Source organism: Kitasatospora sp. NPDC088346, from assembly GCF_044740765.1.
In the GTDB taxonomy this organism is placed as follows: Bacteria; Actinomycetota; Actinomycetes; order Streptomycetales; family Streptomycetaceae; genus Kitasatospora.
The window spans coordinates 1-23,767 of sequence record NZ_JBIURH010000073.1 but is presented as its reverse complement, the minus strand read 5'-3'; the positions used below and the strand labels follow the sequence as shown (position 1 = coordinate 23,767).

Annotated in this window: 15 protein-coding genes and 1 pseudogene; 8 read left to right on the top strand and 8 right to left on the bottom strand. The window is 72.1% G+C overall.

Annotated elements, in window-relative coordinates; genetic code table 11:
* The first annotated feature begins 544 nt into the window (after positions 1 to 544).
* The 4 genes from ACIOFR_RS39070 (at position 545) to ACIOFR_RS39055 (ending at position 6,080) form a co-directional block, all read left to right on the top strand.
* The gene (locus ACIOFR_RS39070; protein WP_401005116.1) at positions 545 to 1,498 is read left to right on the top strand and encodes a hypothetical protein; all 954 of its coding nucleotides are present in this window, start codon (positions 545 to 547) and stop codon (positions 1,496 to 1,498) included.
* Positions 1,499 to 1,675: 177 nt separating this feature from the next.
* Positions 1,676 to 2,815, top strand: coding sequence for an LPXTG cell wall anchor domain-containing protein (locus ACIOFR_RS39065; protein ID WP_401005114.1), 1,140 nt, complete (start codon positions 1,676 to 1,678; stop codon positions 2,813 to 2,815).
* Positions 2,816 to 3,995: 1,180 nt separating this feature from the next.
* A complete protein-coding gene (locus ACIOFR_RS39060) occupies positions 3,996 to 4,181 on the top strand; it encodes a hypothetical protein (RefSeq protein ID WP_401005112.1) in 186 nt (61 codons plus the stop codon).
* A gap of 147 nt (positions 4,182 to 4,328) precedes the next feature.
* Positions 4,329 to 6,080, top strand: coding sequence for a sigma-70 family RNA polymerase sigma factor (locus ACIOFR_RS39055; protein WP_401005111.1), 1,752 nt, complete (start codon positions 4,329 to 4,331; stop codon positions 6,078 to 6,080).
* A 344-nt stretch (positions 6,081 to 6,424) separates the two neighbouring features.
* Here ACIOFR_RS39055 and ACIOFR_RS39050 read toward each other — a convergent pair whose 3' ends face one another.
* The 5 genes from ACIOFR_RS39050 to ACIOFR_RS39030 form a co-directional block, all read right to left on the bottom strand.
* Entirely contained in the window at positions 6,425 to 9,079 is a 2,655-nt protein-coding gene (locus tag ACIOFR_RS39050) for a SpoIIE family protein phosphatase (protein WP_401005109.1), read from the bottom strand.
* A 466-nt stretch (positions 9,080 to 9,545) separates the two neighbouring features.
* Positions 9,546 to 11,297, bottom strand: coding sequence for a beta-galactosidase family protein (locus tag ACIOFR_RS39045; protein ID WP_401005107.1), 1,752 nt, complete (start codon positions 11,295 to 11,297; stop codon positions 9,546 to 9,548).
* 116 nt (positions 11,298 to 11,413) lie between these two features.
* Positions 11,414 to 12,751, bottom strand: coding sequence for an ABC transporter substrate-binding protein (locus ACIOFR_RS39040; protein WP_401005105.1), 1,338 nt, complete (start codon positions 12,749 to 12,751; stop codon positions 11,414 to 11,416).
* Positions 12,752 to 12,810: 59 nt separating this feature from the next.
* On the bottom strand, positions 12,811 to 13,704 hold the full coding sequence (locus tag ACIOFR_RS39035) for a carbohydrate ABC transporter permease (protein ID WP_401005103.1): 894 nt from the start codon (positions 13,702 to 13,704) through the stop codon (positions 12,811 to 12,813).
* Positions 13,701 to 14,651 carry a carbohydrate ABC transporter permease gene (locus tag ACIOFR_RS39030; RefSeq protein ID WP_401005102.1) on the bottom strand — a complete coding sequence of 317 codons (951 nt, stop codon included), beginning with the start codon at positions 14,649 to 14,651 and terminating at the stop codon, positions 13,701 to 13,703. The genes ACIOFR_RS39035 and ACIOFR_RS39030 overlap by 4 nt, the downstream gene beginning before the upstream one ends.
* Before the next feature lie 454 nt (positions 14,652 to 15,105).
* Between ACIOFR_RS39030 and ACIOFR_RS39025 the strand changes: the two genes are divergently transcribed.
* Entirely contained in the window at positions 15,106 to 16,170 is a 1,065-nt protein-coding gene (locus ACIOFR_RS39025) for a LacI family DNA-binding transcriptional regulator (RefSeq protein WP_401005100.1), read from the top strand.
* A gap of 81 nt (positions 16,171 to 16,251) precedes the next feature.
* Here the strand turns inward: ACIOFR_RS39025 and ACIOFR_RS39020 are convergent, their stop codons facing one another.
* On the bottom strand, positions 16,252 to 18,702 hold the full coding sequence (locus ACIOFR_RS39020) for an RICIN domain-containing protein (protein WP_401005098.1): 2,451 nt from the start codon (positions 18,700 to 18,702) through the stop codon (positions 16,252 to 16,254).
* 95 nt (positions 18,703 to 18,797) lie between these two features.
* Positions 18,798 to 20,237: an RICIN domain-containing protein gene (locus tag ACIOFR_RS39015; protein ID WP_401005096.1), complete on the bottom strand. Its 1,440-nt coding sequence runs from the start codon at positions 20,235 to 20,237 to the stop codon at positions 18,798 to 18,800.
* Positions 20,238 to 20,933: 696 nt separating this feature from the next.
* Between ACIOFR_RS39015 and ACIOFR_RS39010 the strand changes: the two genes are divergently transcribed.
* Positions 20,934 to 21,320: a hypothetical protein gene (locus tag ACIOFR_RS39010; RefSeq protein ID WP_401005094.1), complete on the top strand. Its 387-nt coding sequence runs from the start codon at positions 20,934 to 20,936 to the stop codon at positions 21,318 to 21,320.
* Positions 21,321 to 22,287: 967 nt separating this feature from the next.
* Here ACIOFR_RS39010 and ACIOFR_RS39005 read toward each other — a convergent pair.
* Positions 22,288 to 22,656, bottom strand: coding sequence for a hypothetical protein (locus tag ACIOFR_RS39005; RefSeq protein ID WP_401005092.1), 369 nt, complete (start codon positions 22,654 to 22,656; stop codon positions 22,288 to 22,290).
* 142 nt (positions 22,657 to 22,798) lie between these two features.
* Between ACIOFR_RS39005 and ACIOFR_RS39000 the strand changes: the two genes are divergently transcribed.
* Positions 22,799 to 23,158, top strand: a complete 360-nt coding sequence (locus tag ACIOFR_RS39000) for a hypothetical protein (protein ID WP_401005090.1) — start codon at positions 22,799 to 22,801, stop codon at positions 23,156 to 23,158.
* Positions 23,155 to 23,767: pseudogene (locus tag ACIOFR_RS38995) on the top strand (hypothetical protein); the annotation flags it as partial. The gene ACIOFR_RS39000 and the pseudogene ACIOFR_RS38995, both read left to right, overlap by 4 nt.

Below are 23,767 nucleotides of genomic sequence, written 5' to 3'. Positions count from 1 at the left end.
GCAGAACGTCGCCCAGGGCACCCTGCTCGTCGTCGCCGTCGTCATCCAGCAACGCCGCAGCGGCGAACGCGCCGTCGGACTCCCCAGCTGACGCCGATCGACGGGTTCCCGTCCTCCGTCGGCCGCCGACACGTCAAGGCCGTCCAGGGGCGGCAGCGCACCCTGTCGTCGGTGCCGTTGGATCACCCCGCGAACTGGGCGGCCACGAGCAGCCGGTCCGTCCGGCGCCGCTGGTAACGGTCCGGTAAACCACCGGGATGACTGCCCGTGGCCCGGCTCTCGACCACTGCGCGACCTCCCCGAGGAGGCTTCGCGCGCCGTCGAGATGCCAGTGGAGAAACGGATGAGAGAGTCCTCGCCCTTCCGGAGCGCCTTCGTGCCGCCGGGTCAGCCGGGTCAGCCGCACGGAGCGTCCGATCCGGGGCCCGGGCCCCTGCCGGGGAACGGATCGGGAGCTCGGCGTTCCGGCGCGGACGCTCGCCCTCCCGGCACCCCCGCGCCGACCGGACGGATCGGCGGGGCACGGCCGGCGGAACCCTCCTCGGTGCCCCGCCTGCCCACCAGCGGCCAGGACGCCCTGCTGGCACTGCCCGAGGCGTGCCGAGCGGAGATCCTCCGGGCCGTGGTGAGAGCAGCCGGACAGGGCTGGGCACCGCCGTCCGACGCACCTGCTGCAGGCGGGGGCCAGAGCGACTTCGACGGGTACCTGCGCGCCCGTACGGTCGCCGCCGCCGGTCGAACGTGCCGCCGTGCCGCCGCTCTGCTCGGTCGGGCCGCCGGCCCCGAGAAGCACGGCGGGCCCCGGCTCCTGGCCGGACAGTCTCCGCCGTGGTGCGGTTCCTGCTCCGACTCCGGCGGAGCGGGGAGCCTGCCGGGCACGGCCCGAGCAACCGCCGCACCCGTGGTCGCGGTCCGGGAGGAGGGACTCGGCGAACGCGGACTGCCCTCGGGGGCACCGCGCCGGGTCGGCCGGTGGCGGCGTCCGCACCGCGCCGCGCTGTGGACCCTGGCGGCCTCCGCCACCGCACTCGCCGGTGTCACCGCAGCCGTCGGACTGGGTCGCACCGGGCCCGAGACGACCCGGCCGCCGGCCTCGTACACGATCGGCACCACGACGCGCAGCCCAGCGGCACCGACCGCCGCACCGCCGGTGCGGGCCGACGCCTCCGGCGGGCCGACCAGCAGGCCGACCCGTTCGGGACGACCCGTGTCGCCGTCGGCGCAGGGCTCGTCGCCGTCGGCGCAGGGCTCGAAGAACGCCACGCCACCGGGCAGCCCGACCGTGCCCGGCCCCGGCCCGGCCGAGCACACCACGACGAAGGCTCGACCGCAGGGCGCCAGCGGCCCGACTCCCCCGATGAGCGCCGGCTCCGCCACGTCGACCGCGTCGCCCGAACACGCCACGAACCACCCGCCGTCGCCCTCGGAGAGTTCCGACGAGGCACCGCGACCGGCTCCGGACGCGGAGACGGGTCCGTCCGACCTCCCCCAGGGCTGACGCCGCACCGGGCATCCGGACAGGACGAGGGCGACAGTCGCTGCCCTCGCACCGACGGACCGTCGCACCCCGACTGACGTAACGAATCGATATACAGGCGAGCCCGCGCGGGCCCGCCGATCTCTATGAAGCCGGATCCTCGACGCCGAACGGCGTCGCCCTGATGAAGGTGGCCACTTGTCCGTCCGTCGCAGCCTCGCCCTTGCCGGTACCGCCGCACTCGCCTCGTCCGCGCTCGTCGTCGGCGCGGAAGGCGTCGCCCCTGCCGCCGAACCGATCACGCCGCCGGCCTCCAGCCTCCGGTGGGACACCTCGACGCAGCAGCACCTCGGCCTCGCGGCGACGGGGGTGCCCGGGGCGTTCACCGCGGGGGCTGCCCCCCGCGAGTTCAGCTACACGGTGAGCAATCCCTCGGCCCACGACTTCGTGGCGTTCCCGCTGCTGAAGTTCAAGAACAGGCAGGGCGACCTGCGGGCAGCGGACCTGACGGTCGACTACCAGCTGCCGGGGCGCAACACCTGGCTGCCCGCCTCCGTCGCACCGGGCGGCGACGGCCCCGACGACAGCGTGGTGATCCTGCTCGGGGGCACGGACCACGGCAAGGTCTCCGACGATGCCCTGCTCGCCATCCGGAAGGGGAAGAGCGTCACGCTGAAGGTGCGCATCTCGTTCGCCGGGCGGGCTCCGCTGGGGAAGGCGGGACTCGTGCCGGTGGCATTCTCGGCCCAGCTCGACGACCGGACCGGCATGCCCGTGGACCAGGGCGGTTTCGTCTGCGCCTGCGAGGTGGGGTGCGTCGGATTCACGATCAAGGCCCCGACGCCCGTAGCCACCTCGACCCCCACCACTGCCACCGCTGCGCAGACCCCGGGACCGGGTTCCACCCGCACCCCGGCGAGCGCTCCGCCATCGCCGTCGGCGAAGCCCAGCACCCCGCCGAGCGCCGGCGCCGCGGCACCGTCGAGCCGGACGCCGGTCGCCTCCCCCACCCCGACCCGTGCGCTCCCGTCGTCAGCGTCCCCCAGCACGACGGGCCCGGCGTCCGCACCCGCGACGACACCGGCCCCCAGCACGAGCGGTGGCAACGACGAGCCGATCTCCTTCCCGATCGACATTCCGACCATCGTCCCGCCCGCGATTCCCCCGACGGCCGTCACCAAGGCCAAGACCACCGCCGACACCTTGGAAACCGGCCTGGCGCAGACCGGTGGGGGAGACAACAGCACCGTGATCGCCCTCGCCGGCGCCGCCCTGATCGGCACCGGCGCCGGTGCGCTCGTCGTGTTCCGGCGCCGCCGGTCGGCCCGGCACGCGTGACACCCGCTCCACGGATCCGTCCGCCCCGGTCGACCCGGCCGGGGCGGACGGCCGGGGCGCCGCCGTGGGTCACGGACTCCGCCGCAGGACCCCGGCGCGCGCTCCCCCCTTCTCGATCGATGTCACGTTGGCCCTGCCGTCCGGCGGATACCTCCGACCCCGGGTACCGTTCGTTTGAAATCGATTGGATTTATTGAATTTTGTTGACTCTTATTCCACCCCCATGATCTACTGTTGCCGCGTCAGACTCCCTTCGACGCCGCCTCCTCGCCAGTCGGCGCGGCCGTCGCAGCGGTGGGGAGGGGCACGTCACCGGATCGGTCCCGGCCTCCCCGCCTCGTTTCGGCCTGTCGCTCTCCATCCCTTCCGCACCACGACCGCTGACACAGGCCCCGCAGTCGGACGGGCGTCCCCGCAGCAGCGACAACACACCCACAGAACTCGGAGGTCCGTGACAATGCCGGGACCGCCCTGCCCCGGATGCGGATCCGTGTCGGCAGTCGACACCTGCCGGTGCGGACCGGAACCCATCACCGACAGGCCGGTTACACAGACCGAGCAACCGTCCCTGGTCCGGCCGTACTTTCGGGCGACCGCAGACCCCGCCCGGACTGTGCCGCCTGCGCACACCCACCGGCTGCCGGAGTCGGCACGCCGGTCTCCGGCGCAGCACAGGCCCGCCGTCGACCAGACGAATCCGGTGGACACGGACCTCGGCGAGTTCACTGTCCGGCCCGGAACCGGGCCGACCCGCCCCGACCTCCCACATCCCCGGCGGAAGCCGGGTCTGGGACGCGGCGTGGTGATGGGGGGCGCAAGCCTGGCACTGCTGGGTCCCTGCCTGGCGTTCGCGCTGACCTCCACGCCGAGCGACAGCCGGCAGGAGGCGCTGCCGTCGCCACAGGTCGAGAGCATCGGGCTGCCCTCGCTCCCGGCCATGCCGTCCCCCACACCGGAGTTCGCCGACGCATCGCCGTCCCGGTCGGCCCCGCCTGCGAGGAAGCCCACCAGAACGCCGTCTCCGAGCCCGACCGGCACCGACGCTCCGAAGCCGGCAGCGGTGACACCGCCGCCGACGTCCGCCCAGACCGCCCCGCCCGCCGCATCCGCGTCCCCCCGGACGCCGAGCCCACCGGTGGTCACGCTGCAGATCGGTATGCGCGGACCCGGTGTCCGACGGATGAGAGCGCTGCTGAACCGAGTCCTCTGCGGTGACCTCCCCAGCGGCGACCGTTTCGACGCCGCTGCCAGGAGAGCGCTCGTCGAGTACCAGACCGAGCACGACGTGAACGACGGTCCCCCGGGCCAGTACGGACCACGGACCATGGCGCTGCTGGAGGCGGACGCAGAGGACGGGTGCGGGTGATTCGACGGCCCGCACCTCCCGCCCCGCAGTTCTGACGCCGATCTCCGGGGCTCGGACAACGCCTCGGCCACGCGACGGGTAGGGACAGCCGTCGAACTCCCTTCCACCGCGTACTCGGTACCCGCTCAGCCCCGACAGAGGACCCGCATGCCGCGCCCTTGGACCAGTCAGACCACCGCCGCCACGGCCCCGGCGGGCCCGCGTCCGCCGAAACTCGGCGACGAACCGGACAGCGTGTCCACGGGCGCCGACAGCGACGAGCTCCTCACCGAACGGGTGCGAGCCGGGGACCAGGAGGCCGTCGCCGAGCTCTACCGCCGCCACCACCCAGCCGTCCTCGCCTATGCCCGCAGCTGTGCCACAACAGCGCAGGCGGCCGAGGACCTGGCCGGCGAGGCCTTCGCCGCCACGCTGGCCACCGTCCGTACCGGCCTTGGGCCCATGCACAGTTGGCGCCGGTACCTCCAGACCGTCGTCCGCAACACCGCCATCGCGTGGACGGCGGACCAACGCCGAACCCAGCTCACCCCGGACTTCAGCACCTGGGCCGACGCGCACGAGCATGTTCCCTCCCCGGACGACTTCCTCACGGCCGCGGCCGAACGCGATCTCGCCGCCCGCGCCTACCTCGCCCTGCCGGAACGCTGGCAGACCGTCCTGTGGCACTGCACCGTGGAGCAGCGTCCGCCGGAGGCCGTCGCCGCCATTCTCGGACTGTCCCCGAGCGGGGTCTCCTCGCTGCTCCTGCGCGCGCGCGAGGGCCTGCGTGAGGCGTACCTGGCCGCCCACCTCACCACGGCGGCGCCCCCCGAGTGCCGAGCCCTGGCCTCCAGGCTGACCGCGCTGGCACGCCGCCCCGACCAGCACCGGCCCAAGATCCTCACCCGCCACCTGGACCAGTGCGCGCGGTGCCGGGCCGGTCTGGGCGAGGTGCAGGAGGTCAACGCGCGTCTGCGGACGGCCGCGCTCTCCGTCCTCCTCCCGGCCAGCGCCCACCGGCACCTGGCCGCGCTTCTCGACAGCGCTCCGAGCACGTCGGGACACCTGGCCGCGGCAACCGGCGGGCCCGCCCTCAAGGTGGCCGTCGGTATCGGACTCACCGCCGTGCTGGCGACCTGTGCGACGCTTCTCGCCCCATCCGCACCCGGGGACGCGCCGACCGGCACGCCTGCCCGGGAAACCTCCGTCACTCCGGTGGCCGGCGCCGGCCCGACCACCGGCGCCGGCCCGACCTCTGGCGCTGTCGCAACCGCTGTCGCAACCGCCGGTGTGGCTGTCGGCACCCCCACGGGTGCGGGCGCGCCGTCCGAACCCGCGAACGCAGCCGCCCTCACGGCTCCCCCCGGCCCGGCCGCCCCGCAGGACCCGGCGTCCCGGGGGCCCGCGCCCTCACCTGTCGGCGCCGGCCCGTCCACATCGCGACCCGCCGGCTCCGGGAAACTCTCCGCAGGCGTGTACTCACCCCCCGACGAAACCGACGACGCGCCCGGCGAGCTCGACGTACACCTGCGCCACACGGCGTCCGGGACGTGCGCCGATGCCGCCGGCCACAAGGCGACCGACGGCGCCACACCGGTCCTCGCCCCCTGTACCTCGTCGCCCACTCAACGCTGGTACCTGAAACCCGCTACGAGCGAGGGGAGCTACTACCTGGTCAGCGCCTCCAACGAGGGTTGTCTCGACGGAGCGGGCTCCACCCCCGCCGTCCGCCTCTGCAACGGATCCGTCGCCCAGGAGTGGCAGACGGCGTCCATGCCCGGCGGAGCCACCGCGCTGAAGAACCGCGCCTCCGGCCGGTTCACCGGCCGTGGTGCCGGCGCTCCCGGCCTTCTCGGTCTCCAGCCGGCCGCCTGCGCCACCGATCCCGCCTGCCAGGCCACCATCGGCTTCAGCCTCTGACACCCGGACCACGGGATCGGGCGACACCGGCCGCGGCACACACCGCGGCACCAACACCCGGTCCGGGTCCGGGACTTGGACCGCCGGCTCCGAGCAAGGCGGACGGCATGTCCCCGCAGCGGGGGGACCGGCTGCCCGGCACCCAGGGGGACGTCACCGCCGGCCTCGCCCCGGAGTCCGGCTGCGGCCCCTCCCAGACCGGTCGTGGTGGGATTCCCGGCCGCCCACGACCGGGCCGTGCGGTCCACCGGTGTCAGACGGTGGTGCGCTTCCCCTGCTGGTTCGTCCCGCCGGAGCAGGTCACCGTACCCGGCGCGGCGCGGGTGCTCCGGCGGGCCGGATCCTCAGAGTTCCAGGTCGTCCCACTGGCCGAGGAACATGTCACCGAGGGCCTCGTCCTCCGGTGTCCCGCTGTTGGTGAGCGCCTGCGAGGCCCAGATGGTCTTGCCCCGGCCGGAGTACCTGGTCCCCCAGCGCTCGGCGTACCTGGCCACCAGGAAGAGACCGCGGCCCCCTTCGTCGGTGTCCTTGGCACGGCGGATGTGCGGGGCGGTGCTGCTCCCGTCGGAGACCTCGCAGACCAGGGTGTCGGTGAGGAGCAGCCGCACGTGGATCGGTACCTTGCCGTAGCGGACGGCGTTGGTGATCAGTTCGCTGAGGATGAGCTCGGTGCCGAAGGAGATCTGGTCCAGGCCCCATTCCTCCAGCTTGCGGGCGCAGGCGTTGCGGACCGGGCTGACCGCGGCCGGGTCGGGCTCCACGTCCCACTCGGCGACGCGCTCCGGTGCGAGCAGCCGGGTCCGTGCGACCAGGAGCGCCACGTCGTCGGTGGGTCCGGGGTCCGTAAGCGCCGCCAGGACCCCCGCGCAGACATCCTCCGGCCGGCGGTCGGGCCCGCCGACGGCCCGCCGGAGTGATTCCAGGGCCGCGTCCAGGTCGCGGGTGCGGTTCTGCAGCAGCCCGTCGGTGTAGAGGACCAGCCGGGAGCCCTCGGGCAGAACCGCCTCGGCGGTCTCCACCGGCATGCCGGCGCCCAGGCCCAGCGGCGGGGAGACCGGCGGGCGGATGAAGGTCGCGGTCCCGTCGGGGTGGACCAGCGCCGGCGGTGGATGGCCGGCCGTGGCCGCGGTGACAAGTCCGGAGACGGAGTCGTAGACGACGTACAGACAGGTGGCGCCGGTGACCGCGGGTCGCGCGCCGTCCCCGGCGCCCTCGGTGTCCTCGTCCTGGACGTCGAGGTGCGCCACCAACTCGTCCAGGTGGCTGATCAGTTCGTCCGGAGGGAGGTCCAGACTCGAGAAGTTGTGGACGGCGATACGCAGCCGGCCCATGGTGGCGGCGGCGTGCAGGCCGTGTCCGACGACGTCGCCGACCACCAGCGCGACCCTGGCGCCCGGCAGCGGGATCACGTCGAACCAGTCGCCCCCCACGCCGCTCTGTGCGGGCAGGTAGCGGTGGGCCACGTCGAGGAAGTCCTGGGCGGGCAGGCCTCGGGGCATCAGACTGCGTTGCAGGGTCACCGCGGTCGCGTGCTCACGGGTGTAGCGCCGGGCGTTGTCGATGGCCACCGCGGCCCGACCGGCCACCTCCTCCGCGAAGGAGAGATCCTCCCGGTCAAACGGTCGGGAGCCGCACGACCGCCAGAAGTTGACCAGGCCCAGGACCACGCCGCGGGCCTGCAGCGGCACCACCGCGAGGGAGTGGATGCCGTAGTCGAGGATCTGCCGGGCGCGCGCGGGGTCCTGGCTCCGCCAGCCGCTGGAGCCGGCCAGGTCCGGGGTGACCACGGACCGGCCGTCGGCCACGCTGATCGCCATCGGGGTGCCCTGCGCGAAGTGGATCAACCGGCCGACGGGGTAGAGGGGATGGTCCTCCGCCAGCCCGGCGACGGCGGTTCGGCGCAACTCGGCGCTGGCCCCGCTCGGCTCCTCCCCGCGCAGGACCGGGTCCTGCAGTTCGACGGTGACGACGTCCGCGAACCCGGGGACGGCCACGTGTGCCAGTTCCTCGGCCGTGCGCGACACGTCGAGGGTGGAGCCGATCCGCAGGCCGGCGTCGTAGAGCAGTTGCAGGCGTCCGCGAGCGACCTCCGCCCGGCCCGAGAGCGCCCGGAGCTCGGTGGTGTCCCGCAGGGTCACCACACTCGTGCGGTGCAGGCCGAGGGTCGTGGTGGTCCGCTTGTTGAGGGACAGCAGCCGGTCAGCGGACCGGTGGACCTCATCGGTGGCGATCCGCTCCGAGGTGAGCAGCTCGGCGGTGCGGGGGTCGAGGCCGAGGCCCGCGACGGGGCGTCCCTCCCCGTCCGGGGGGAGGTCGAGCAGCCGCCGGGCCTCGTCGTTCGCCAGCAGCAGCCGACCGTCGTCGCCGATGATGAGCACACCCTCGCGCACCGCGTGCAGGACCGCGTCGTGGTGCTCGTACATCCGGGTCATCTCGGCCGGGCCCAGACCGTGGGTCTGGCGGCGCAGCCGACTGCTCACCAGGGCGGCGCCGACACCGGCGAGGGCGACGGCCGTGCCCGCGCTGACGAGGAAGACGGGCAGCTGCCGGTCGACCGTCATGCGCACTGTCTCCACCGTGACCGGCGCGGAGACGATGCCGACCACCTGTCCCGAGGCGTCCTTCACGGGGGCGGCCGAGATCACGGAGGGGCCGAGCGCGCCGTTGAAGGTCCGTGTGAAGGCCCTGCCCTCGGCCGCCTCGGCGTACGGGCCGATGACGTGCTTGCCGAGCTGGGAGAGGTCACTGTGGGTGAGGGTGATCCCGTCGAGGCGGTAGACGATGAGGGCGTCGACGCCGGCGGCCTTGCGGGTCTCCTCGGCGAGCGGCTGCAGGACCGCGCTCGCGTCCGGGCCGTTCAAGGCGTCCACGAGGCCGGGAGCGTGCGCGAAGGACTCGGCGGCGGCGAGGGTGCGGTGCCGGGCGTCGGCCATGGTGTCCCGCCGGGTCTGGACGACGACGGCCACCAGCGCGGCGGCGACGAGCAGGATCACCAGCATCAGCTGGAGGAAGAAGACCTCGCGGGCGAAGCTGCGCGGCGTGGGCCGGGCTCCTCGGTGGGGCGCCCGCGGCGGTGACGCCGCACCGGGGCCTTCCGGCCGCGGGGGGCCGTCGGCTTCGGGAGCGGGCGGGTCCGCTGTGGCGGCGTTGCCGGAACGGCGGCTCAGCCAACTCCGGAGAGTGTCCGAATATTGGCGCATACCCCTCATTTATCCCGCCTTGCGGGAGCGAAGGCAAGGCGCGTTCCGGCGGGTGGACCGCCAATGCCGCGCTCGCGGGCGCCGCGACGAGGTGCCTCCGGCGGCCGAAGCCCGGTCGACACCGCTGTCACCAGGCACGACGGTCCGGCGCGCCGGTCTCCGACGGCAATCGCGACGCTGCGGCAGGGCCGGCCGCCGGTGATGCCGCGAGGCCGGAGGTTGCGGGTACGTTCCGTCACCGCGACCTCCGGACCGGCGACCCCGGCTACTCCTCTGTCGGTCCGAGGTCGGGCGTCCCGCGCAGCTCGACGGTCAGCGCGCGGTGGGCGGCGTGCAGCTCCAGCACGGTGATCTCGTTCGACCCCTGGCGCAGGACGGGGCCGGGGACGTAGAGCGAACGCTGGGGCCCCCGGGACCAGTGGCGACCGAGGTGGAAGCCGTTGACCCAGACATTGCCCTTGGTCCATCCGGGCAGGTGGAGGAAGGTGTCGGCGACCTCGTCGAGGTGCACGGTGCCCCGGTGGAAGGTGGGGCCGACCGTCGCCTGGCCGCCCTCGGCGAAGTGGAGCCCGTCGAGGGAGCCGAGCGGCAGTGGGCGGCTGGTCCAGCCGGTCAGCTCCGTACCGTCCAGCAGGACCCGGCCCAGCAGCCCCTTGCGGTCGTGGATCCCGCTGCCGTAGTTGACCCGGCCCTGGTTCTCGACCAGCAGGCTCAGCAGACTGCCCGCCCGCGGAACGGTGAAGGCGATGGCCCGCTCGTCGTTCTCCCGTTCCAGCACGCCGACGGGCTGGCCGTCCACGAAGACCTGGGCGCGGTCGTGGACGGTCCCGAGCTCCAGCAGGACGGGGCCGGCCGTCGGCAGGGTGCTCTCGTAGATGACGAAGCCGAAGTCCTGGCCCAGCTGCTCCATGGTGAGCGGCCGCTCGGAAACGACGACGTCGCCGAGGGCGGTCAGGTTGGCGAACAGCGGTGCGCTGGAGCCCAGCCGGATGCCCGCGGCGAAGATCTTCGGGCCGGGGGCGGGCACCGGTTCCGTGGGGACGGGGGCGTACTTGGCGATCACCTGCCGGAAGGAGTGGAACTTCTCGGTGGGGTCGCCGGCCTCGTCGAGCGGCGAGTCGTAGTCGTAGGAGCCGATGGTGGGCCGGAAGGTGTGCTTGTCGTTGGCGCCGTTGGTGAAGCCGAAGCTGGTTCCGCCGTGGAACATGTAGAGGTTGACCGAAGCGCCGGTGGCGAGCACGGTGTCGAGTTCCTGCGCGGCCTGGGCGGGGTCGCGTACGACGTGGTGGCCGCCCCAGCGGTCGAACCAGCCGATCCAGAACTCGGTGCACATCAGGGGGCCGGCACCCTGGTGCGCGCGCAGGGCCGCGAGGGCCTGCTCGGAGCGGCTGCCGAAGTTGGCGGTGGCGAGGAACCCGGGCAGGGATCCGCGCGCCAGGTCCCCGGGCTGGTCGCAGGTGAACAGCGGGACGTCGACGCCGCAGCGGCGCAGGACCCGGGCGAGGTGGGCCAGGTGTGCGGTGTCGTCGCCGTAGGCGCCGTACTCGTTCTCGACCTGGACCGCGAGGACGGGGCCCCCGTTGGTCGACAGATGGCGGCGCAGCGGCGGCAGCAGGCGCTCGAAGTAGTCGTCCGCCGCCGCCAGGTAGCGGGGGTCCTGGCTGCGCAGCCTGATGCCGGGGTCGGCCAGCAGCCACGAGGGCAGTCCGCCGCCCTCCCACTCCGCACAGATGTAGGGCCCGGGCCGGAGCAGGACATGGAGCCCTTCCGCGGCGGCCAGGTCGAGGAAGGCCGGCAGGTCCAGCCCCCCGTCGAGGCGGAGCTCACCGGGGCTCGGCTGGTGGAGGTTCCAGGGGACGTACGTCTCCACCGTGTTGAGGCCCATGAGGCGGGCCTTGCGCAGGCGGTCGGCCCAGAGCTCGGGATGGACGCGGAAGTAGTGCAGGCCGCCGGAGATGATCCGGAAGGGCCGGTCGTCGAGGCGGAATCCCTCGTCGGTGATCTGCAGGACGGGCATGATACTCGGGGCTCCTGGGGGAAGTGGGTACGCGGCGGGACCGGCCGCGCGGGCACCGGCGCGGCCTGTCGCCGGCCGGTGCCGCCGCGTGTGGTCTCGCCCGGCGCCGGCGCGGGTCAGGGCGAGGTGACCTTGAAACCCTGCTGGTTGCCGTAGTCGGCGATGCGCCGCTGCCAGGCGCTCAGGCCTGCGTTGATGTCGGTCGAGATGTTCGGGCCGACGGTGTCCTTGAACACCGAGTTGGAGTAGAGCTGGTAGGGCAGGTACTGCCAGCCCTTGCCGACGGCGGCGGACGAGTCGGCGAAGACCCGGTTGGCCTTCTGACCGCCGAGGCCCTCCACCGGCTGGTCGAGGAAGGCCGGGTCGTTGAGCAGTTCGGTGGTGGCCGGGAAGAGGCCGTTGGCGGAGAGCGAGCGGACCGCCTCGGGGTCGGAGTTCAGCCAGATCGCGAAGGCCGCCGCCGCTGCCTTGTTCTTGCTGGTGGTGGGCACCGCGACGGAGGAGCCGCCGTTCTCCGAGGAGACGTTGTCGCCCGCGTTCCACTGGGGGACGGGCGCGGCACGCCAGTCCTTGGCGGTGTCCGGGATGGTGGAGGCGAGGTTGCCGGGGGCCCAGGCCCCGATGATCCACATGGCGTACTGGCCGCTGCCCATGGACTGCCACCACTCGTTGGTCCAGCCCGGAGCGGTGTCGACGAGCTTGCGGCTGATCAGCGAGGTCCACAGGTCGGCGGTCTTCTTGGCACCGGCGTCCTGCAGGTTCACCGAGACGGAGGAGGCGTCCTTCTGCTGGAACGGCCGGCCGCCTGCCTGCCAGATCAGGCTGTCCACGCCGCCCGCGTCGCCGGGGTCGACGGAGGTGATGAACCGCTTCGGGTCCGACTCCTTGATCTTGACGGCCGCGGCCTCGAACTCGGCCCAGGTCTTGGGCGGTTCGATCTTCAGCTCGTCGAGGATCCTCTTGTTGTAGAACATCGCCATCGGGCCGGTGTCCTGGGGGATGGCGTAGACGCCGTCGGCGACCGCGACCTGCGACCAGGCGGATGCTGCGAACTTGGGCTCCAGGGCGGCCGCGCCGTAGTCCTTGAGGTTGACCAGCCGCTTGGACATCGCGAGCTCGGGCAGGGCGAAGTACTCGACCTGGGCGACGTCCGGGCCACCGCTGCCGGCCTTCACCGCGGTCTGGAGCTTGGTGTACTCGGCCGCCGACTGACCGGCGTTGACGATGTTCACCTTGATCTTCGGATACTTCTTCTCGAAGAGGGCGACCGTCTTGTCGATGTTGGGGGCCCAGGTCCAGAAAGTCAGCGTGGTCTCGGTGTCCAGCGCGGCACTCGGGTCGGCGGAGACGACGGGAGCGGCGTCCGAGCCGCAGGCGGTCAGCGTGAAGGCGAGCGCGGCGGCGGGCACGAGGGCCAGGAGTCTGCGGCGCGGCGAGGTGATGGCACGGGTCATGGCGTGACTTCCTTGCTGGTGTGGGTGGGGCGGGTCGGACGGTGAGGGGTGGGAAAGCGCTACTCCTTGACGCTCCCGGCGGCCAGGCCGGACTGCCAGAACCGCTGGAGGAAGAGGAAAGCGACGACGAGCGGGATGATCGCGAGCACGCTGCCGGTGACCACGAGCGGGTAGAAGCCGGTGGTGGTGGCTCCGCTGCCCGCCGCGCCGGTGGCCAGGGAGTTCCACTGGTTGAGCCCGACGGTGAGGGGGAACCACCGTGGGTCGCTCAGCACGATCAGTGGCAGGAAGTAGTTGTTCCAGGTGGCGACCAGCGAGAACAGCAGCACCGTGACGAAGCCCGGGGCCAGCAGGCGCAGCGAGATGGTGAAGAAGGTCCTGATCTCGCCGGAGCCGTCGATGCGGGCCGCTTCGAGCATGGAGTCCGGGACGGCGCCGATCGCGTAGACGCGCATCAGGTAGACGCCGAACGGGCTGACCAGGGAAGGCAGCAGGACGGCCCACGGAGTGTCGATGATCCCGATCTCGCTGAACAGCAGGTAGGTCGGTACGGCCAGGGCGGTACCGGGGATCGCGACGGCGCCGAGGACCACCGCGGCGAGCAGAGTACGGCCCCGGAACCGGTACTTCGCCAGGGCGTACCCGGCGGCGGTGGAGATGAAGGCGGCGCCGCCGGCGCCCACCACCGCGTAGAGCAGGGTGTTGGCGAACCACCGGAGGTAGATGCCGTCGTCGTAGGTCAGGACGTTCCACACGTTGTCGAAGAGGTGGAACCCGTGCCCGAACCACAGCCCGAAGCTGGTGCTCAGGGAGTTGGAGTCCTTGGTGCTGGAGAGCAGCAGCCAGACCAGCGGGAGCAGCGCGTAGAGGAGCATGAACCCCATGGCGACGGTGAGCGCGGAGCTCGGCCGCCGGGCCCGTCCTGCACCGGTCACGGGTGTTTTGACAGTCACAGGCTCTGTTCCTTCCGCATCGACCTGGCCTGCACGGCGTAGGCGACCACCGCGGTCACTCCGCCCAGGACCACCGCGACGGCTGCCGAATAGTTGAACTGCTGACCGTTGAAGGCCAGATTGAAGGCGTACATGTTGGGCGTGTAGCTGGTGGAGATCACGTCGGGGGCCAGCGACTGCAGCACGTTGGGCTCGTTGAACAGCTGGAACGTGCCGATGATCGAGAACACCGTGGCCAGCGCCAGCGCGGGCCGCAGGGCGGGGAGCTTGATGCTCCAGGCCTTGCGCAGCTCGCCGGCGCCGTCGACCTCGGCCGCCTCGTACAGCTCCTGCGGAACGGTGCGCAGCGCCGCGTACAGGATGAGCATGTTGTAGCCCACGTACTCCCAGGTCACGACGTTGCCGATGGAGGCGAGCATCCAGGACCCGCCGAGCAGCCGGGGGACGGCGATGTGCAGAGCGTCACCGACCTGACGGATCAATCCGAAGCGGTCGCCGTACAGGTAACCCCACATCAGGGAGGCCACGACGGCCGGGACGGCGTACGGGACGAAGATGCCGATGCGGAACAGGCCCGGCCACCGGAGCCGGCCGCTGTCGACGGCCAGGGCTGCCAGCAGTGCGAGGGCCAGCATCACCGGGACCTGGACGAGCAGGAAGAGGGTGACCCGCCAGAGTCCGGCCCGGAAGAGCTCGTCGCCCAGCGCGCGGGTGTAGTTGTCGAGTCCCACGAAGACGTTTCCGCCGACCAGCCGGTCCTGGAAGAAGCTCAGATAGGTGGCGTAGCCGAGAGGTGCCGCGATGCCGATCACGAAGACGATCAGGAACGGGGCGAAGAACACATGGCCGAAGACGCCGTGACCGGGACGACCGGAGCGCGATGCCGGCCGGGACCGGCGTGTCGTCCGGACCGGGGTGGACTGGGCGGGAGGGTGCGTCGTGCTCACGGAGGTGCCCTTCACGGCCGATGTTTACGCCAACATGAAGCTGGCGTTGAGTCTCGACTGCCGATGACAGGGCCGTCAAGTGGCCGTAACAGCGCGATGCACCTTCGTGATCCGGCCTCCCGACGGCACGGGGGCCCGCGGCGCCTCGCGGCCGGCCGCCTCGAAGGAGTCGATCCGCACCCACCCCGACGGATTTCACCCTGGTCAGCGGCGGTGACAGCGGTCCGGGCGGACCTCCTGCCACCGACATCGACCACCACCGCCGCAGGCCCCGAGGTCGCCGGTCGCGGAGTCCGACCGCGCCCGGACGACGCCGCGCGGGCGGTTCCGGCGGAGCCGAAGGTCACGGGTGGATGTCGGCCCGCTCGGGGCGCCGCGGCCGTGCCGACCCCCATCAAGGACCTCCGCATCCCGCCGCTATGATGTTCACGTAGACACGCGAGGAAGGACCGGCATGGGACGAAGAGCGACGACGCCCGGCGACGGCACCCGGGGCAGGCAGCGCCCGCCATCCCAGGCCGATGTCGCCGCCCTCGCCGGTGTCTCCTCACAGACGGTCTCGCGGGTCGCCAACCATCGCTCCAACGTGGAACCGGAGACCCGGGAGCGTGTGCTGTCGGCGATGCGGATGCTCGGCTACCAGCGCAACAGCGCCGCCCGCGCCCTTACCCTCGGGCGCTTCCACGTGCTCGGCGTGGTCACCTTCGACCTCGCCGCCCAGGGCAACGCCCGCACGCTCGCCGCCATCTCGCACGCCGCGCAGGCCGCCGGGTACTCGGTGAACGTGGTCTGTGCGGAGGCCCAGACCGAGGACGCCGTGCAGCAGGCCGTTCGCCAGCTGACCGAACAAGCCGTGGACGGCCTCGTCGTCGTCGAGGCCCAGATCCTCGACCGGCGGGGGTTCACCGTCTCCGGCGGGGTCCCGGTGGTCGTCGCCGACGGCGACCCCGAGCGCCGGTTCCACTCGGTTGACACCGACCAGGCAGCCGGCGCGGCGGCGGCGACCCGGCATCTGCTCGACCTCGGCCACCACACCGTCTGGCACGTCGGCGGACCGCAGGACTCCTACGCCGCCCGCCGTCGTGCCGCCGCCTGGCACGCCACCTTGAAGGACGCCGGCGCGCCCGTCCCGCCGCTTGCGCTGGGAGACTGGACCGCCGAGTCCGGCCACCGGATCGGCAAGGAGCTCGCCGCCCGTCCGGAGGTCACGGCAGTCTTCGCCGCCAACGACCAGATGGCGCTCGGCCTGATGCTGGCGCTGCGCGACGCCGGCCGCCGGGTGCCCGAGGACGTCAGCGTGGTGGGTTTCGACGACGTACCCGAAGCCCCGTACTTCGCCCCGCCGCTGAGCACGGTCCGCCAGGACTTCGAGGAGGTCGGCCGGCAGTGCGTCGCACTCCTCCTGGACCAGATCGACCGCCCCGCCGACGCGCCCGCCGCCACCCGGATGATCTCCGTCACCCCGGAGCTGGTCGTCCGCTCCAGTTCGGGCCGCCCGCCGAGCGACGCACCCGCGTAGGCGCGGACGCCGCCCCGGGGCGGCGACGCCGGGCTGCCGGGCCGTGGACCGCGTCGCCGCCCGCGGCCCGGCCGCCGGCCGTCAGCCGACCTTGATCTGCTGACTGGTGCTGCCACTGCACGGGTACTGCACGAGCGTGGTGTTGTTGTTGAGGGAGGCACCGGCGACGTCCAGGCACTTGCCGCTGTGCCGGGCCATCAGGGTGACGTAGCCGGTGGCGGTGGTGCGCACCGACCACTGCTGGTTGCTGCCACCGTTGCAGCCGTAGAGCAGGACGGCGGCGTTGTCCGCGGTGGAGGCGCCGGAGACGTCCAGGCACTTGCCGCTCTGCAGGCCCACCAGATTGACGTAGCCGGGGCCGGCGGCCCGCAGGGACCACTTCTGGTTCGAGGCGCTGACGCACGTGTACTGAAGCGCGGGTGCGCCGTCCGCGGTGGATGAACCCTGGATGTCGACGCACTTGTTGCTGCCGCGCACGCGCAGCGCCTTCCAGGTGTCGGCCGCGGCGCTGCGCACGCTCCAGGACTGGTTGCTGCCGGTCGTCGGCCGGTACACGCCGACCGGGGCGCCGTCGGCCGTGGACGCGTTCGCCACGTCGAGGAGATCACCCGTGGCGACATTGATCAGCGTGCTGCGGCCGTCGCCGGTCGTGGAGAGCATCCACCGCTGCTGCGTGGACGAGCCGGACGTGGCGAAGCCGAGCACGCCCGCGTTGACGCTGAGCGCCTTGCCGGTCTTGACGCTGGTGATGCGGTACGCGGTCGTGTTCTCCCAGGTGCCGGAGACCTTGGTGAACTTCCACTGCTGAGCCGTGTCGGCGGGGTTGGAGAGGTGCTGGACGGGGCCGCCGGTCGCCGTCGCGCCGACCGACAGCGCCATCCCGGCGTTCTCTCCCAGCAGTTGCCGCACCCGGCCGGTCGGGTCCGTCGACACCGAACTGTCGACGCCCGTGGCACCCGGGATGACGAAGGTGGTCACCGACCCCGGGCCGACCGTCGCGGTGAGCGTCTTGGCGGCGGTGGCGGACAGGTCGCCGTCCCGCTTCACGTTCTTGCCGGCGTCGGTGGTGTAGCGCTGCACGGGGGCGGCGGTGTCGACGCTCTGGAAGCCCCCCAGGTCGAGAGTGACCGTCTGGTCCGCGCCGGTGGAGTTCGTGTAGACGGCCACCACACCCGTGCCGCCGGGCCGCAGGGCCGCGAGCGTGTCGGTGTTGTCGCCCCCGATGACCCGGGCACCCGGGCGGATGAACCGGCTGTAGTTGGCCATGGTCCAGTACTTCTTGTTCAGGCGCAGCGGTTCGACCGCCGGCTGGGTGGACGCGAGGTCCGTCTGGATCAGGCCCCAGTTGGAGTTCTCATGGCCGGGCGTCATGTTGGTGTAGTCGTCGACGGCCTGCCACATCACCCAGGCACTGGGTTCCAGCTCCCTGATGTCGTCGTTGATGTGGTGGGCGAAGTCGAGGGCCGGGGACATGTCGGTGAAGCTCTGCGGGACGGTGCCGCCCAGGTCGACCTCGGACATCCACAGTGGCTTGGCGGAACCCTTGGCGATGTCGCGGACCCCGGTCCGGCCACCCGTGCCGTAGGTGTGGGTGTTCAGCTTGCCCACGGCGGCGCGGGTCGTGGCGCTGTAGGAGTCCCAGTTGTCCCGGAACATGTCCGCGTTGGTCTCGTCCATCGCCGACACCGGCGTGCCGAGCCCGGCTCCGGTCAGCGCGCTGCGCAGGCTCGCGATGATGTGCGCCTGGGAGGCCGGGTCCCAGTGCGAGCCCTCCTGCCTGCCGCCAGCGCCCCAGTACGAGGTCCCCGGCTCGTTCACCGGGGAGACGGCGTCGAAGGTCACACCGCTGGAGGCCTGCGCCCGCTGCACGGCCCCGGCCAGGTACGCGGCGAACCGGTCGTACTGGTCGGCGCGGAGGTTGTCCTGCCGGCTGTCGGCCGCACCGGAGACCAGGCCGCTGTTGGTCATGAAGTACGGCGCGGAGTTGGAGAAGGCCTCGAAGGTGTCCGCGCCGCGGCTCTTCGCCGCCTTCAGCCACCAGATCTGGTCGGCATCGGGGTCGGCGCTCCAGTGCGTCGGATCGGCCGGGTTCCACCAGTCGGAGGGCTCGGTCCACCCGGCGGTCCCGCCGGCCGGCGGGCCGTACACGGCGGGGCGGTTCCAGTACCCCGGGACCGCGGCGCCCGGGCGCAGGTACGGCTGCGTCTCGGGGCTGTCGCCGCCGCCGATGTTGTACCGGGCGACGGTGAAGCCCAGCCCGTCGGCACCGTAGAGATCGTCGGCCAGTTGGTTGCGCTGGGCGTCCGGCCAGCCGCCGGTGACATCGGCGAACCAGGCCAACGCCGTTCCCCAGCCCTGGAACGGCTGCTGCTGGTAGCTGGGATCGAGGCGGACGGTGACGTGCACGGTCGCTTCGTCGGCGGTGGCGGGCGCGGCACCCAGGGTGCTCGCAGCGAGGGCGGCGATGACGACGGCAGCGGCCCCGACTCGGGTCCTGCCGGAACGGGCGGGCAGCTGCTTGTGTGAGGACACGGGGTACTCCTCGGCTGGGTGTGGGCGCTGGCACGACGCCCCTCCGCCGTACCGGGGTGGAGGGGCGTCGACGGGGACGGATCAGGGTCGGACGGTCACGGGGAGGTGGTGCGCAGCCACTGCTGGTTGGTACCGGTGCCGCAGGTCCACTGCTCCAGGGCCGTGCCGTCGGCGGTGGACTGGTTGGTGACGTCCAGGCACTTGCCGCTGTGCCGGGCGATCAGTCGGACGTAGCTGGTGCCGGTGACCTTCTGGATCTGCCACTGCTGGGAAGGCCGGCCGTCGCAGGCGTTCTGCACGGCGAGCGCGCCGTCGGCGGTCGAGCCGCCGCTCACGTCCAGGCACAGGCCGCTGTGCCGGGCCATGATCTGCACGTAGCCGGTGCCGAGGTTCTTGAGCCAGAAGTTCTGGTTGGCGCCGTTGCCGCAGCCCCACTGGAGGAGTTGGGCGGACGGGGCGAAGGAGTAGTTCCCCACGTCGGCGCACCGGCCGCTCTGGCGGCCCGTCAGGCTCTCCCAGGTGGCCTTCATCGGGGTGATGACACCTGCTGCGGCTTTCACGTTGATCTGGGGCGAAGCGGCCATGGTCATGGTGGTGTCGGTGGGGAAGGACAGGGGCAGCCAGACGTACTGGGAGTCGTTGACCGTCCCGCCGAAGGAGTTGCCCCAGCGGTCCCCCATGTACAGGTAGCTGGTGCCGTTGGTGCCCTGCACGGGCAGGACGTACGCGGTCTGGCTGCCGTAGGTGACGCCGTCTCCGACGTCCTGCAGGCCGCTCCAGGTACCGGTGATGCTGGTGGCGGTGCCGTACCGCTGCTGGTTGGGGTTCCAGCCGCTCGTGGTGGAGCTGAGCAGGAAGTACACGCCGTTGCGCTTGAACATCGCGGGGGCCTCGCGGGACTGGCCGGCCCACAGGTTCTGCACCTGGGAGTCGATCCCGGTGTAGTCCGCCGTCAGCTTGTACACGTGCAGGTCACGGTTCTCGTTGGCGGCGGAGATCATGTAGCCGGTGCCGTCGTCGTCCACGAAGGTCGTGATGTCACGGGACATCTCACCCAGCGGCCGGAAACTGCCCCGGTAGCTGTAGGTGCCGTCGACCGTCCCGGAGACGGCGACCGCCGCGCGGGCCTGACCGTAGTCCGAGCCGTTCTCCTTGTGCATCCACATGACGAACTGGCCCGTCGCCGCGTTGTACATGACCTTGGGCCGCTCGATGACGGCGTATCCGAGCTCCGGGTCCGCCGCCTGGGTCAGCGCGTGGTTGCGGAACACCCAGGTCTTCAGGTCGGTGGACCGGTAGACCGAGACGTAGTGAAAGGTGTTGTCGGCGTTCCGGTCCTCACCGAACCAGTAGTAGTAGTTGCCGACCTTGATGACACCGCCGCCGTGCGCGTGGACCGGGTTGCCGGCGGTGTCGCCGAACTGTGTGCCGTTGGTGATCGACGCCGTGGCGGCCTCGGCGGTGCCAACTCCCTGCAGGAGCGGAAGGAGCAGCGCCAACACGGCGCCGATCAGGAGCGTTCTCAGTCTCGGCATGTTCACTTACCTTCGTTCTCCGTGCATGCACCGAGCAGGCTCCGCGCCATGGCATCGCGAACATGGCAGCCGGCGGATCTGCCAGGTGGCTTCGGGGAGTGCTGCCCGATTCCCCGGCTCCCGGGCCGGGGAAGGAGGTGGGGCTGCTCCGTGCATACGTCACGGGGTGGGGGTGGGGTGGGGTTCACTGCTCAAGTCGGCTGCGCGGGAAGGGCCTTGCGGCACGGTGCCGGGGAGAGCGACCGCCCTGGTGGGGGGTGCCGCGCACGCCGGACCGCTTGGCTTCGGGTCCGCCTCCTGGCAGCCCCCGGCCATCCGCCGCCCGCTGAGGCGAGGGATGACCCGGGACGTTCGACCCCTGCGGCGCCAGCATGGCCGTCCCGTCATGTTGGCGCAAACAAGTGGTCGGTCGAGAGTTTCGAAGCACACCCCCGCCATGTCAAGAGATTCGTCAGACTTGGACAAATTCCGGCATCACTCCCCCTCGATGACCACTTTACGTGACGGTCTCGATGCATTCGGTCATGATCCATGGGCCGGAGGACGCGCGGGAGGTTACGTCGAGGTATCGGCGCCGTTACGAGGCTTGACTCCCGCGCCGGTGAGCGCGTGTCATTGTGCAATCGGGTTTATATATGTTCACTTCTGGTGGATCGCCCGACCGGTCGCCGTCCCCAGCACCGTCGCGGAGCGCCCATGTCCCTCTCATCCTGTCCGCTCCTTCCGGACGCACAGCGCCATCTGCGGCTCCCCACCGCCCCGCACCCCGACACTCCCAGCCCGCGTCCAAGCCCCGACGGCCGCTCGCCGTGGATCGTCACCCTGCGGATCCGGCACACCGACGGACGTCACGGAACCCAGAGCTTCACCGAGTGGGCCCCGACCGCCTCCCAGGCGACCACCTCCGCTGTACGCCGCGCCGCGACTCCGGCCGCCCGCCTGCGGCGCCGCGACGCGGTCGTCGAGACGGGCGCCACGGCCGCGGCCGAGCTCTGGCACGACTTCCGCTCGCCCACCCCGATGAACCGTGCGCCATGCCGGGCGGCCACCCCCGTCCCCTGCCGACGTGCCGTCGGCGGGTGAAACGAGGGGCCGCAGCCGCTTCGGCTCGCGTTCGCCGCGCGGGTGCTCGATCCGGATGTCTGCCGGCGTGCCGCGGGAGTGCGGATTTCGCCTTCATGGTCGAACCAGGGGCGACGTTCCTGCGGGCGCTGGTGGATCCGGCCCCAGGCCGTCGCGGCGGCCTTGTCGTAGCGGGGATTGCCCGCGTCGCGGAGCTCGACCCGACCCTCGGGCAGTCGGCCGATGGGACCGCGAGAGGAGGGTCGGAGAGGAGATGCGCCGGTGCCCGGCCGTCAGCGACAGGTCCACCGGTGCCCCGACCGGCCCTTCCTCGCACGGCAACACCTCGGTGAGCTCGAAGAGCACAGCCGCTCGCCCGTACGGACTCCGGTAGAACCCGGCCCGACAGCGGGACCAGATGCCCGACCCGTCACCTGCGGGCGGCCCGACGGGCGAACGCGCGGGCAGCGGCCGTTCTCCCGTACCCCGTGACCCGGCATCCCGAAGCGAGGAGAACGACTGCCCCTGCTCCGCCGGGAAGAAGAACCGCACACCGGCAGGTTGAGCGACCTGCGCGGTCAACCGGAACGCTCAGCGGCGATCGGGGCGGCGCAGGAACCCGGGCCGGGACGGCTACGGCGTCGCAGGGGCTCCCCCGCCGCGCCGTGGGACGTGACGGCGTGCCGTCGCGCCGCGCGACACGCTCCGGCCGGTTCCACGGCACCGGGGCCACACCGGGCCCGCGGCGTTTCGACCACGCCGTTCCGGCGCGCCTGCGTTCCGGCCGAATACACGGGGAGGAATGTGACGTCCAGTCACCGGAAAGTCACGCAATTCCGTGATTGATGCGTACCTGCATATCCGCGTGCCAACTCCCGCGGACGGATCGCCGTAGCCGGTTCATCACCCACGGCATTCACTCCAGCCGTATTCTCCGCGCGGCGCGCGGTCGGCGGGAGTCCGGCCGGGGCTGCAGGACCGGGCACCGCTAGACCTCGTCGAGCGCGGCCTCGATCCGCTTGAGGCCGTGCCGGGCGAGCGCCAGGTTGGCGCGCGAGCGGTCCAGCGCCAGGTAGAGGAACAGCGACCCGCGGCTGCGGGCCAGCGGGCGGATCAGGTGGTACTGGGTGCCGAGGGTGATCAGGACGTCCTCGATGGCATCGTCGATCGACAGTGCGGCCAGAGCACGCACCTTCGCCCGGACGACCTCGGTGTTGGCGGCCGCCGCGACCTCCAGGTCGAGCTGCCGACCGCCGCCGAGGAACCCGAGTGACATACCGCTCTCGTAGTCGGCCAGGGCCACGCCGATGGCACCGTCGATGGCCATCGCGTCCTTGAGTGCATCGTCAATGTTCATGCGCTGTTCGTCCTTTGCGTGACATCCGGGCAGAACTCCCGTGTGAGGGAACAAAGTAGCAAGAACTCACCCGTGGTGGTCACCCTGCGGAAATGGTGGAATAAAGTACGCTGCCAAGTGTTCAGAACGCGAAGGGGTACCGGTGCGCGCACTCGAAGCCTCCCTCTCGGAGGTGCTCGGCTCCCCCGGAGTGGTCGGCGCCGCTCTCGTCGACGCCGTCACCGGCCTCACCTATCAGTCCGCCGGGGACCACCGGCTGCTCGGGACCGGGGCCGAACTCGCCGAGCTGGCCGGCCTGGTCGGCGAGCGGCTGTACGAGGCGGGGGCGGAGGGCGAGTTGGAGAGCGTGGTGGTCACCACCACCCGTCACCACGTGGTCGTCCAGGTGGTGTCCCGGCAGGGCGACCCCCTGCTGCTGGCCACCGTGCTGGACCGGGGGCGGACCAACCTGGCACTGGCGATCCACCAGACCGCCGACTGGGCGAGGGGCTTGCTGACATGAGCGACCCCTCACGCGACCCCGCGCCGCCCGCGCCGCCCGCGGCTCGCAACGTGCCCGCGCTGCTGCTCACGCTGCGCCGGGAGGGTTTCACCGGCTCGATCACCGTCTCCGGCGCACCGGGCGGCACGATCCACCTGGAACAGGGGCTGGTCACCGCCATCGAGACCCCCGGAGCCCCGACCGCCGAGACCCTGCTGCTGAAGTCGCAACGCGTCGGCGAGTCGGACTGGACGGCCGCCGAGACGGCCGCGTCCGCCGCACGCGCGAGCGGTGCTCCCCCGGCCCGGGCCGGTGACCTCGGTGCGGCCCTGGTGGCCCAGGGGTCGGTCGGCGCCGCCGAAATCGAAGCCGTCTGCACCGCCGCCGCCTTCGACGGAGCCTTCGCCCTGGTGCTGAGCCCGCCCGGTGGTTGGGAGACCTCCGAGGCGGGCCCGCTCCCCCGGATGGCGCTGCGCCCGGGAATCGAACCGCGGCTGCTCTTCGAGGAGACCGCCCGGCGAACGGCCCTGCTGACCCACCTCTGGGGCCCGCCCGGCGAGTTGGCCCGGAGGCGCATCAGGCCGGCCGCCCGATCCGGGTCCGGGGCCTCACGGATCCCGGCCCGCCACC